We start from the raw sequence: 11,704 nt of genomic DNA on the forward strand, positions 1-11,704 counted from the left end.
TGTGTATGGTTTGCCTGTTGGGCCGGTCGGCTCACGCTCGCCGCTCTCTGTGCGGCGCTCGGGGGAGCGATTTCGGGCCGACGGGGTCCGTCTGAACACAGCAGCTATATAAGAGGAGTCAAGTGCCTGGCACGAAGAAGCTCGTCATCGTCGAGTCTCCGAACAAGGTGAAGTCCATCGCCCAGTACCTCGGCGACGGCTACGAGGTGATGGCATCCGTCGGGCACATCCGCGACCTGATCGAGCCCAAGAACCTGCCTCCGGAGCTGAAGAAGGGGTCGCTCGGCAAGTTCTCCGTCGACGTCGAGAACCAGTTCGCGCCGTACTACGTCGTCTCGGACCAGAAGAAGAAGACGGTCGCCGATCTGAAGCGTGCGCTCAAGGACGCCGACGAGCTCCTGCTCGCGACGGATGAAGACCGCGAAGGCGAGGCCATCGCCTGGCACCTGGTCGAGGTCCTCAAGCCCAAGGTCCCGGTCAAGCGCATGGTGTTCCACGAGATCACCAAGGAGGCCATCGAGAAGGCACGCGACAACACCCGCGATATCGACATCGCCCTGGTCGATGCGCAGGAGACCCGCCGCATCCTCGACCGTCTGTACGGGTACGAGGTCTCGCCCGTGCTGTGGCGCAAGGTCGGTCCCGGCCTCTCGGCGGGTCGTGTCCAGTCCGCGGCGACCCGTCTCGTGGTCGACCGCGAGCGCGAGCGCCTCGCGTTCGTCGCCGCGTCGTACTGGGGCCTCACGGCCCAGCTCGCCCCCGAGGAGGCCGCCACGTTCGAAGCCCGCCTCGCCCGTCTGAACGGCGAGCGGGTGGCCACCGGCCGCGACTTCGACGATCACGGAAGACTGACGTCCGGGGCGACGACGCTCGACGAGGCGTCCGCGCAGGCACTCGCCGACGCCATCCGACTGCAGACCACGGCCGTCTCGGTCGCCAAGGTCGACTCCAAGCCGTACTCGCGTCGCCCAGCGGCGCCGTTCACCACCTCCACGATGCAGCAGGAGGCGGCGCGCAAGCTGCGCTTCTCCGCCCGCCAGACCATGAGCGTCGCCCAGACCCTCTACGAGAACGGCTACATCACCTATATGCGCACCGACTCCGCGTCGCTGTCGCAGCAGGCGACCAACGCGGCGCGCACCCAGGCGGCAAAACTCTACGGCGCAGAGACCGTGCCGGAGAAGCCGCGCGTGTACGCCTCCAAGAGCAAGAACGCGCAGGAGGCCCACGAGGCCATCCGTCCCGCGGGTGAAGTCTTCCGCACCCCCGCCGAGCTGGAGAAGTCGCTCCGCGGACCGGAGCTGCGACTGTACGACCTGATCTGGAAGCGCACCGTCGCCTCGCAGATGGCCGACGCCAAGGGCCAGACGGCCTCGGTGACGGTCGAGGCGAAGATCGCCGAAGGCCCGCTCGACGGAACCGTCGCCGAGTTCACCGCGAGCGGAACGGTCATCACCTTCCGCGGCTTCCTCAACGCCTACGAAGAGGGCCGCGACGAGGAGCGCAACGCCGACGCCGGCGGAGACGCCAAGCTTCCTCCGCTGACGCCGGGCCAGCCGCTCAGCGTGGAGGACGTCGCCGCCGACGGTCACGAGACCACCCCGCCGCCGCGCTATACGGAGGCCAGCCTCGTGAAGACTCTGGAGGAGCTCGGCATCGGGCGCCCCTCGACCTTCGCGAGCATCATCTCCACGATCATCGACCGCGGATACGTCACCCAGCGCGGTCAGGCACTGGTCCCGAGCTGGGTCGCGTTCTCGGTGGTGCGACTGCTGGAGGACTACTTCGCCGACCTGGTGGAGTACGACTTCACCGCCGAGATGGAGGACGACCTCGACCGCATCGCCGACGGCGAAGCCGAGCGCGTCGACTGGCTGAACAGCTTCTACTTCGGCAGCGAGAAGCACAAGGGCCTCCGCCGGGTGATCGACAACCTCGGGGAGATCGACGCGCGCAGCATCAACTCGATCGCTATCGACGACGGTGTGACACTGCGCATCGGCAAGTACGGTCCGTACCTGGAGGTCCAGGAGGAGGGCGCGGCGGAGGACGCGACGCCCCGCCGCGTCAACCTGCCTCCGGAGCTCGCACCGGACGAACTGACGCCCGCCAAGGCGAAGGAGCTGATCGAGGCTCCGGTGCAGACCGACCGCGTGCTGGGTTCCGACCCGGCGACCGGAAAACTCGTGCTGGCGAAGGACGGCCGGTTCGGCCCGTACGTGACCGAGGCCGATCCGGAGGAGGAGCCGGCGGCCGACCCGAAGACCGGAGAGGTCGTCGAGGCCAAGAAGTCGGCCAAGAAGGCCGCGGTCAAGCCGCGAACGGCGTCGCTGTTCAAGTCGATGGACCTCTCGACGATCGATCTCGACACGGCGCTCCGGCTTCTGGACCTGCCGCGCACGGTCGGAACCGACCCGGAGAGCGGCGCCGACATCCAGGCCGCCAACGGCCGCTACGGCCCCTACCTGAAGAAGGGGACGGACACGCGGTCGCTGTCGAGCGAAGACGACATCTTCGGGATCGACCTCGCCGGTGCCCTCGAGCTGTTCGCGCAGCCCAAGTACGGCAACCGTCGCGCCTCCAGCGCGCTCAAGGAGTTCGACGCCGATCCCGTCAGCGGCAAGCCGATCAAGATCAAGGACGGCCGGTTCGGCGCCTACGTCACCGACGGTGAGACCAACGCGACCATCCCGCGCGGCGAGACCGTGGACGAGGTCGACTTCGCCCGGGCGGTGCAGCTGCTGGCGGACAAACGGGCGAAGGGCCCGGCCAAGAAGCCAGCGGCCAAGCGCACGTCCACGCGATCGACGTCGGCCAAGACGACGGCCGCGAAGACGACGGCCGCGAAGACGACGGCTGCGAAGACCACCACCGCGAAATCCACCGCAGCCAAGACGACGAAGGCTGCGGCCAAGCCGAAGACGACGTCGACGCGCGCCGCGGCGAAGAAGACCGCCGAGTGACGGACGAGCACGACGTCGACGCGCGCCGCCGCGACGACGACACCCGCCCCAGCGGTAGCGCGCGACCCGGTCTGTTCATCACCCTCGAGGGCGGCGACGGCGTCGGCAAGTCGACGCAGGCCGCGCTCCTCGAGCAGTGGTTGGCCGGGCGCGGGCGGACGGTCGTGCGCACGCGGGAGCCCGGCGGCACCGACGCCGGGGTGGAGATCCGGGAGATCGTGCTGCACCACCGGGGCGACATCGCGCCGCGTGCCGAGGCGCTGCTCTACGCGGCCGACCGCGCCCACCACGTCGCGACCGTCGTGCGTCCCGCACTGGAGCGCGGCGACGTCGTCCTGCAGGACCGCTACATCGACTCGTCCGTCGCCTACCAGGGCGCGGGCCGCGTCCTCGACGCCGACCAGGTGCGCGAGCTGTCGCTGTGGGCGACGGAGGGGCTTCTTCCCGACCTGACGATCCTGCTCGACCTCGACGAGACATCCGCGCGGGCCCGTCTCGATTCGTCGCGCACCCGCTACGACCGTCTCGAGGCGGAGCGCTCCGACTTCCACGCCCGCGTGCGCGCCGCCTACCTGGCGCTCGCCGAGGCGGAGCCCGGGCGCTTCCTGGTGGTCGACGCGTCGCAGCCCGTCGACGTCATCGCGGCGGACATCCGCCGTCGCCTCGAGGACCGGGTCTGACCGCCGCGGCCCCGGCTCCGGCCGCTGCCGCGTCGCCCGCGGTCGCCGACGGGGTGTCCGCCGTCCCCGCTAGCCTGGAGCACATGGCGGTGTGGGACGACCTGACGGGTCAGGACGACGCGATCGCCGTCGTGCGCGCAGCGGCCGAGTCGGCCACCGCGTCCGGCCCCGCGGCCGTCGCCGCGCGCGGCATGACCCACTCCTGGCTCATCACCGGCCCTCCCGGTTCGGGCAGATCCAACCTCGCGTATGCGTTCGCGACCGCACTGCTGAGCCCAGGCACGCCGGACGGCGACCGCGCGGCGCAGCGCCAGGTGGAGGCGCGCACCCACCCCGACCTCGCGGTGCTCAGCACCGAGCGCGTCATCATCTCGATCGACGAAGTGCGGTCGCTCGTCTCCAGCTCGCAGTTCGCACCGTCGGTCGGCCGGTACCGGGTCATGGTCATCGAAGACGCCGACCGCATGACGGAGCGCACGTCGAACGTCCTCCTGAAAGCCCTCGAGGAGCCGCCGGAGCGCACCGTGTGGATCCTCTGCGCGCCGAGCGACGCCGATCTGCTGCCCACCATCCGCTCCCGCGTCCGGACCGTGCGCCTCAAGGTCCCCGGCGTCGCCGACGTCGCCCAGCTCATCGAGCGCCGCGACGGTGTCGACCGCGCGGTCGCCGAACGCGCGGCCCGCCACGCCCAGAGCCACATCGGGATGGCGCACCGGCTGGCCACGAACGAGGAGGCCCGGCGTCGGCGCGACCAGACGCTCGAGCTCGCACTCGGAATCCGCTCGGTCTCCGACGCGGTGCAGGCTGCGGCGACGCTGCTGGAGGTCGCGGGCGCCGACGCGAAGGCGATCACGGAGGAGCGCGACGCAGAGGAGCGCGAGCACGCCCTGCGCTCGCTCGGCGTCGAGCCGGGCGGCGCCATCCCGCCCGCGCTCCGCGGGCAGCTGCGGCAGCTCGAGGAGGACCAGAAGCGCCGGGCGACCCGGAGCCTCCGCGACGGGATCGACCGGATCCTCACCGACCTGCTGTCCCTGTACCGCGACGTGATGATGCTGCAGCTCGGCAGCGGCAGCGAGCTCGTCAACGTCGAGCTCCAGACCCGGCTGTCCGCTCTCAGCACGCACACGACTCCTGCGGCTACGCTCTCCGCGATGGATGCGATCGCAACCGCCCGCGAGCGGATCGACGGCAACATCGCACCAGCCCTGGCCCTGGAGGCCATGCTCATCACCATCCTTCGCGGCACCGCCGCGCGAAAGGGGACCGACCTGTGACCACCCGACTGAGCCGTCCGGCTCGCCGGCGGGCCGCTCGCACCGTCTTCGCCGCGATCGTCGCCGTCACCGCCCTCACGCTGACCGGCTGCGTCACCTGGTTCCTGCCGGCGAAGACGTCGAGCACCTCCACGCCGGCGCCCGAGAAGGTCGCTGCCGCGCTCATGCCGTTCTACACGCAGCAGCTCGTGTGGAGCGACTGCGCCCAGGGCAAGCAGTGCGCGACGGCCACGGCCCCGCTCGACTGGAACGCTCCGTCGGCCGGTGAGGTCAAGCTGGCCCTCATCCGTCAGCAGGCCACCGGCACGAAGCAGGGGTCGCTGCTGGTGAACCCCGGCGGTCCGGGGGGCTCCGGCTACGACTTCGTCAAAGACTCGGTCGGCTACGCGACGGACAAGACGCTTCAGAGCCACTTCGACGTCGTCGGATTCGACCCGCGAGGCGTCGGCCGCTCGACGGCCGTGAAGTGCTACGACGCCGCACAGATGGACGACTACCTCTACGGCATCACCCCGGGCCAGCGCGGCTCCGACGCGTGGATCGCGAGCAGCGTCACGCAGTCGAAGGACTTCGGCTCGGCCTGCGCGAAGAACACCGGAGCCCTGCTCGACCACGTCGACACGGTGAGCGCGGCCCGCGACCTCGACCTCCTGCGCGCGGTGCTCGGCGACACCAAGCTCAACTACCTGGGCTACTCCTACGGCACCTACCTGGGCGCCGTGTACGCCGGCCTCTACCCGGGCAAGACGGGCCGGCTGGTGCTCGACGGCGCCCTCGACCCCGCGGCCTCCAACTTCGACGTCACGAAAGTGCAGGCCGAGGGATTCGAGAGCGCACTGCGCGCCTACCTCACGAAGTGCCTGACCGAGAAGGACTGCCCGTTCAGCGGGACGGTCGACGACGGGCTGGCGACGATCTCGCAGCTGCTCGCCGCCGTCGAGGCCAGCCCCATCCGCAACTCCGACGGTCGAGAGCTGGGCGCCAACACCCTGGTCACCGCGATCATCTACCCGCTGTACGACGCGACCGCGTGGTCGTACCTGAGCAGCATGTTCGCCGACGTGATGAAGGGCAGCGCGCGCATCGCGTTCACCCTCGCCGACGGCTACAACAGCCGCAACAGCGACGGCACCTACAGCGACAACTCCACCGAGGCGTTCATGGCGATCAACTGCCTCGACTACAGCTATGACGACAATCCGGCGACCATGCGCGCCCAGGCTCAGGAGCTGGCCAAGGCCGCACCGGTGATCGGGCCCTACATGGCCTACGGCGACATCGGCTGCGCGAACTGGCCGTACAAGACGACGGTGGAACGGGGGCCGATCGCCGCCGCCGGATCCGCGCCCATCCTCGTCGTCGGCACGACCAACGATCCGGCGACGCCGTACGTGTGGGCCAAGAACATGGCGTCGGAGCTCGAGAACGGGCACCTTCTCACCTACAAGGGCGAGGGTCACACGGCGTACAACAAGTCGAACTCCTGCGTGAACGACACGGTCGACGCGTTCCTGGTCGACGGCACGATCCCGCCGAAGGGCAAGACCTGCTGACGTCTCGCTCGGGCGACGTGACGACTCATCCCGTGTGGTGAGTGGTGCAATTTTGCAGACGGTGAAATAATACGACTCGTGACTGTGGTGACCGGGATGACGGACGGCGAGCTGGGCCTCCGTGAGCGCAAGCGCATCGCGACCAGGCGCGCCATCCAGTTGGCGGCGCTGGAGCTCGCGAGCGAGCGCGGTTTCGACAGGGTGACGGTCGACGAGATCAGTCACGCCGCGAATGTGTCGCCGCGCACGTTCTTCAACTACTTCCCGTCCAAAGAGTCGGCGATCATCGGCGAGCTGCCGGAACTGCCGGACGAGGAGAGCATCGAGCGCTTCATCGAGGCCGGACCGACGGAGCCCATCCTCGACGGAATGGGGCGCCTGCTCATCGCCGCGATCGAGTCGGGCGACCTCGACGGCGACCTGGGAGGAGGCGTCCCAGACGAGCGCACGGCGAGCGCGCAAGAGCTCCACGTGCTGCGCCGCTCCCTGCTGAAGGACAACCCGGAGCTGTTCGCGCAGCGGATGGCCAGCATGCACAAGTTCGAGGACGCGCTCAGCGCCGTCGTGCAGCGCCGCCTGGCCCACGACGACCCCGAGCTCGCGGCCGACGAGGAGGCCCTGCATCAGCGCGCGCGCCTCGTCACCTATGTCGCGTTCGCGGGGATGCGGCACGCGTGGTCGTGCTGGGCCGACCACGGCGGAGTCGAGCCCCTCGCCGACCGCCTCCGCAGCTCGTTCGCCCAGCTGCAGGCCCTCGGCGCACAGCAGGGGTGAGCAGGGGAGGCCGCGTCGGGCGTGGTCGTGAGCACCTCCCGAATCGGGTAAGCTATCTGACTGTGCCCGGGCGCGAGTCCGGCCACGCCGCCCTAGCTCAGTCGGCAGAGCATCTCACTCGTAATGAGAAGGTCAAGGGTTCGATTCCCTTGGGCGGCTCCATCTGATCGTCCCGCTTACGTCGGGTTCGATATCTCCACGTAGCGCTTTCGCCCACTCGACCCGCTGCCTTCCGAGGCGAGACGTTTCCGTGCGCCCGCGACTCATCCGGCGTAGACTCTCCCTTGATTTGAGGATTGTTCAGTTTGACCTGGGGCTGTCATGGAAACGACGTCGGAGTCCGGTCGGGCGCGCGTGCTCGGCATGCTCACCGCGGTGGCGAGTGCGCTGCTGCTGATCGGGGGAGGGCTGAGCCTCGGCGGGGCCGCGTCGGCCGACACCATGCCCGTCGACCCGACGAATCCGGCGACGCCTCCGACCGTTGACGGCAGCGTCCTGCCCACCACGCAGATGGACGGCGTGGCCTGGGCGCAGGCGGTCGTCGGCAACACCGTGTATGTCGCGGGCAAGTTCACGGCGGCGCGGCCGTCCGGGTCGCCCGCGGGGTCGAACACGACTCCGCGAAGCAACTTCCTCGCGTACGACATCACGACCGGTGTCCTGAACACCAGCATCAACGTCCCGCTGAACGGCCAGGCGCTGGCCGTCGCCGCCTCGCCCGACGGGTCGCGCGTCTATCTGGGCGGCGACTTCACCACCGCGGGCGGCGGCACCTACTACCGGATCGTCGCGATCAGCACGGCCACCGGTCAGATCATCAGCTCGTTCCGCCCGATCATGGCGAGCCAGGTGCGGTCGCTCGCCGCGACGAACACCGCGCTCTACGCCGGCGGGACCTTCACCAGCGTCAACGGCACGGCCACCGGCTACATCGCGAAGATCGACGCGTCGAACGGCGCGCTCATCACGTCGTGGAAGGGCTCCGCCGACTACGTCGTGGATGCGCTCGCCGTCAGCCCGGACGGCACCAGGGTCTACGCGGGAGGCCGCTTCCAGAACATGGACGGCGCCGCCAACTACGGCCTCGCGATGCTCGACGGCACGACCGGCGCCGTGCTGCCGTTCCCGACCAACACCATCGTGCGGGACGCCGGTATCAACGCGGGGATCACCGCGCTCTCGGCCACGGCCGACCGGGTCTACGGCTCCGGCTACGTGTTCGGTTCCGGAGGCAACTTCGAGGGCGCATTCTCTTCCGACGCGGTCACCGGGGCACTGGTGTGGATGGAGGACTGCCACGGCGACACCTACTCGATCATGCCGATCGGCAACGTGCTCTACGCCACCGGCCATCAGCACATGTGCAGCAACGTCGGCGGGTTCCCCGAGACGAACCCACGCACTTACCACCACACCCTGGCCTTCTCGAAGGCCGTCACCGGAAAGCTGACGAACGACGGCAACAGGTCGTACGCGAACTTCTCCGGCCGCCCGTCGCCGAGCCCGCTGACCTGGTACCCCGACTTCTCCACCGGCACGTACACCGGCATGGGACAGGCGGTCTGGAGCCTCTCCGGCAACACGGACTACCTCGTGGCTGGCGGCGAGTTCCCGACCGTCAACGGCAAGGCCCAGTACGGCCTGACCCGCTTCGCGATGGACAGCGTCTCGCGCAGCACGATGGGGCCGAACAACAACACGGCGCTCACCCCGACGGCGACCTCGACGACGTCCGGGCAGGCCAAGATCGCGTGGACCTCCACCTACGACATGGACAACTACCAGCTCAGCTACGCCCTGTCGCGTGACGGCAACACGGCGAACCCGATCTACACGACGACGAAGAGCAACAACTTCTGGAACACCTCCGCCATGAGCTTCACCGACACCGGTGTGGCCCCGGGAAGCTCGCACACCTACACGATCACGGTCACGGATCCGGACGGGAACGCGATCTCCCGGACCGGCAATCAGGTGGTGATCGCAGGCGGAGGCACCAACCCGCCGCCGGTCGCGTCGTTCACCGTGGGGGTGAACGGCCTGACGATCAGTGTCGACGGCACGTCCTCCAGCGACCAGAACGGCACGATCGCCTCGTACGCGTGGAACTTCGGCGACGGCAAGACCGCGACCGGAGCGACCGCGAGCCATGAGTACGCGGCCGCGGGCACCTACTCGGTGACCTTGACGGTCACCGACAACCAGGGTGCGACGGACTCGAAGTCCCAGTCCGTCACGGTGTCGGCGAACTCCGGCACGACGATCGCCCAGGACACCTTCCAGCGAACCGTCTCCAGCGGGTGGGGCAGCGCCCAGACCGGAGGCGCCTGGACGGGATCGGGCAGCGCGACGCAGTACGCCGTGAGCAACGGGACCGGCAACATCGCCGACGCCGCGGGCACGACCGCGACCGAACTGCTCAAGTCGGTCTCGACGAGCCGCAGCGACACGACCGTGACCCTCACGACCGACATCGCCCCGACCGGAGGTGGGGCCTTCGTCTCGGCGATCGGCCGGCAGGTCGGCTCGGTCGCCTACGAGGGCCGCGCCTGGATCAGCGCGAGCGGCGCGGTGCAGGTGCAACTGCTGCAGAGCGGAACGACAATCCAGTCGGCGGTGGTCAGCGGGGTGACCTACACCCCGGGGATGCAGCTGAACCTGCGCGTGCAGGTCTTCGGGACCTCCCCGACCACCATCCAGGCGAAGCTGTGGCCGGCGACTCAGGCCCAGCCCACCAACTGGCAGGTGAGCTCGACTGACGCCACTGCCGCACTGCAGGCCGCGGGCGACGTCGGACTGAAGGCCTACCTGTCGGGAGCCGCCACCGTGTCGCCGGTCACGGTGAAGTTCGCGAACTACGGGGTCGTCGCGGTGCCGTGACCCGGCGCCGGGTCACCCGATGGACGCCAGGTGCGTGCCCTTCGATAACCGTGTGATCGAGCGAGTCGAGCGCGTCACACTATTCTGAATCGGTGTCTGCAGCGTTCGTCTTCATCGCCGAGTCAGCGCACGTGCTGCACACTCTGGCGCGGGAACCCCTGGGCGAACCGGCAGAGCATCGGATGCGGCGGTTGCGGTCCGCGGGCGACCGGGACGATTTCAGTGCGGCACGCAGGCTCGCCAAGCGTGCCGCTGAATATGCCGGTGAAAGCGGTCTCGGCGTCATGGATCTGCGTCAGCGCTGTGACAGCTGCGGGGGCGAGCATGGGCGTCCAGTGCCGACTGCGGGAGGTTGGCACGTCTCATGGGGACACTCGCGCGGCTACGTCGTGGCCGGCGTGTCACGGTCCCGGCTCGGCGTGGATATCGAGTCGCACGCGCCCGACGTGTCAGAGATCGCGGAGACGGTACTGACGCCGCGTGAGCGGGTGATGGTGGACTCGGCATCCGATCCGTCCCACTCGTTCCTGTCCGCCTGGACCGCCAAGGAAGCCCTCGTCAAAGCGGGCGTGTGCACACTTGACGATGTGGGGCAGCTGAAGGTCCTCCGGACGTCGAACGCGCTCCTGCCGCATCAGGCGGGCTTCGCGCTCAGCGCAGCGGTTCTTCGTGGTGCGGTGGCTGCCGCCGCGACACGGGAGGACGCCCAGTGGTTCGGCCTCGACAAGCAGGGGAACCCGCGAGCGATGCTCGATGGCTAGCTACCCGATGGCTCTCGGAAGGAGGATCGCGACGATCGTCGCATCTGCCGCGACATGCGCGAGGTAGGTCGCGAGCATGCCGCCGGTCCGCACCCGGAGCGCGGCGAGGAGGATCGCCCAGACGGCGGCCATGACGACTCCGATGTAGCCTCCGGGCACTCCGGCGAAGTGCCCGATGCCGAACGCGATCGAGGTGACGACGATGGCGGTTCGGGGTGGCAGGTGTGTGAGCGCGGCGGTCAGGACGACTCCGAAGAAGACGGCGTCTTCGACGAGGCCGTTCAGGACGAGGAAGATGAGGCCGCCGGCTGCGGCCGCTTCGGGCGACACGCTCCTGGCCGCTTCCCGGTACGCCGGTGGCAGGGAGCCCCCGGTAAGGTTCGACCAGAGCAGTAACGCGAAGGCGGTCACGGCGATCATGCAGAACAGCCAAAGCCAGGTGTCCCAGCGCAGCCGGCCGATTCGCAGCCATGACCGCCACGCTCGGAGCTCGCCTCTGGACAGTGCATACACGGCGGCGATAGCCAGAGCCAGGAGTCCGGCCAGAGGCCAGAGGCCGGCGATCGGAAGCGGCCCGACAGCGTAGAGCCCGGCGACCAGGACGCTCGAGCATGCCAGCGCCGGGGAGGGCGTACGGGAGGCCAGGATCGCCACGGAAGCGAGTAGCGCCGTCATCGGAATCGCGACGGCGACCGCGGAGGACAGGACGGGGCGAGACCCGCCGCCGCGATCACCAGAACGGTGAGTGCTGAGTGCCAGCCGGTACGCACAGGGGTGACATCCGCGGAAGGGGTCGGCCTCCCCGGTGTCCGGAAGGCG

8 protein-coding genes and 1 tRNA gene are annotated in these 11,704 nt (G+C 69.2%); 8 read left to right on the forward strand and 1 reads right to left on the reverse strand.

Annotation, left to right across the window (positions count from 1 at the left end; genetic code table 11):
* The first annotated feature begins 122 nt into the window (after positions 1 to 122).
* The 8 genes from topA to KNO15_RS15535 all read left to right on the forward strand — a co-directional run bounded on the left by topA (position 123) and on the right by KNO15_RS15535 (position 10,885).
* Positions 123 to 2,963 (forward strand): type I DNA topoisomerase, encoded by a 2,841-nt coding sequence (topA, locus tag KNO15_RS15500; protein WP_241704709.1) that lies wholly within the window; start codon positions 123 to 125, stop codon positions 2,961 to 2,963.
* Between the two features lie 71 nt (positions 2,964 to 3,034).
* Positions 3,035 to 3,643 carry a dTMP kinase gene (tmk, locus tag KNO15_RS15505; RefSeq protein ID WP_241705303.1) on the forward strand — a complete coding sequence of 203 codons (609 nt, stop codon included), beginning with the start codon at positions 3,035 to 3,037 and terminating at the stop codon, positions 3,641 to 3,643.
* 83 nt (positions 3,644 to 3,726) lie between these two features.
* Positions 3,727 to 4,917 carry a DNA polymerase III subunit delta' gene (locus tag KNO15_RS15510; RefSeq protein ID WP_241704710.1) on the forward strand — a complete coding sequence of 397 codons (1,191 nt, stop codon included), beginning with the start codon at positions 3,727 to 3,729 and terminating at the stop codon, positions 4,915 to 4,917.
* Positions 4,914 to 6,470: an alpha/beta hydrolase gene (locus KNO15_RS15515; protein ID WP_241704711.1), complete on the forward strand. Its 1,557-nt coding sequence runs from the start codon at positions 4,914 to 4,916 to the stop codon at positions 6,468 to 6,470. The genes KNO15_RS15510 and KNO15_RS15515 overlap by 4 nt, the downstream gene beginning before the upstream one ends.
* A 78-nt stretch (positions 6,471 to 6,548) precedes the next feature.
* Positions 6,549 to 7,244 carry a TetR family transcriptional regulator gene (locus KNO15_RS15520; protein WP_241704712.1) on the forward strand — a complete coding sequence of 232 codons (696 nt, stop codon included), beginning with the start codon at positions 6,549 to 6,551 and terminating at the stop codon, positions 7,242 to 7,244.
* A gap of 86 nt (positions 7,245 to 7,330) precedes the next feature.
* A tRNA-Thr gene (locus KNO15_RS15525) sits at positions 7,331 to 7,406 on the forward strand.
* Positions 7,407 to 7,565: 159 nt separating this feature from the next.
* Positions 7,566 to 10,124, forward strand: a complete 2,559-nt coding sequence (locus KNO15_RS15530; protein ID WP_241704713.1) for a PKD domain-containing protein — start codon at positions 7,566 to 7,568, stop codon at positions 10,122 to 10,124.
* A gap of 92 nt (positions 10,125 to 10,216) precedes the next feature.
* A complete protein-coding gene (locus KNO15_RS15535; protein ID WP_241704714.1) occupies positions 10,217 to 10,885 on the forward strand; it encodes a 4'-phosphopantetheinyl transferase family protein in 669 nt (222 codons plus the stop codon).
* Here KNO15_RS15535 and KNO15_RS15540 read toward each other — a convergent pair whose 3' ends face one another.
* A complete protein-coding gene (locus KNO15_RS15540; protein WP_241704715.1) occupies positions 10,886 to 11,560 on the reverse strand; it encodes a CPBP family intramembrane glutamic endopeptidase in 675 nt (224 codons plus the stop codon).
* Between the last annotated feature and the right edge of the window lie 144 nt (positions 11,561 to 11,704).

The organism is Leifsonia shinshuensis, assembly GCF_022606355.1.
Classification (GTDB): Bacteria; Actinomycetota; Actinomycetes; order Actinomycetales; family Microbacteriaceae; genus Leifsonia; species Leifsonia shinshuensis_B.

Excerpts from the sequence above, each read along its gene's own strand:
- KNO15_RS15510 (WP_241704710.1), top strand. The coding sequence starts at position 3,727 with ATGGCGGTGTGGGACGACCTGACGGGTCAGGACGACGCGATCGCCGTC.
- KNO15_RS15530 (WP_241704713.1), top strand. The coding sequence starts at position 7,566 with ATGGAAACGACGTCGGAGTCCGGTCGGGCGCGCGTGCTCGGCATGCTC.
- KNO15_RS15540 (WP_241704715.1), bottom strand. The coding sequence starts at position 11,560 with ATGACGGCGCTACTCGCTTCCGTGGCGATCCTGGCCTCCCGTACGCCC.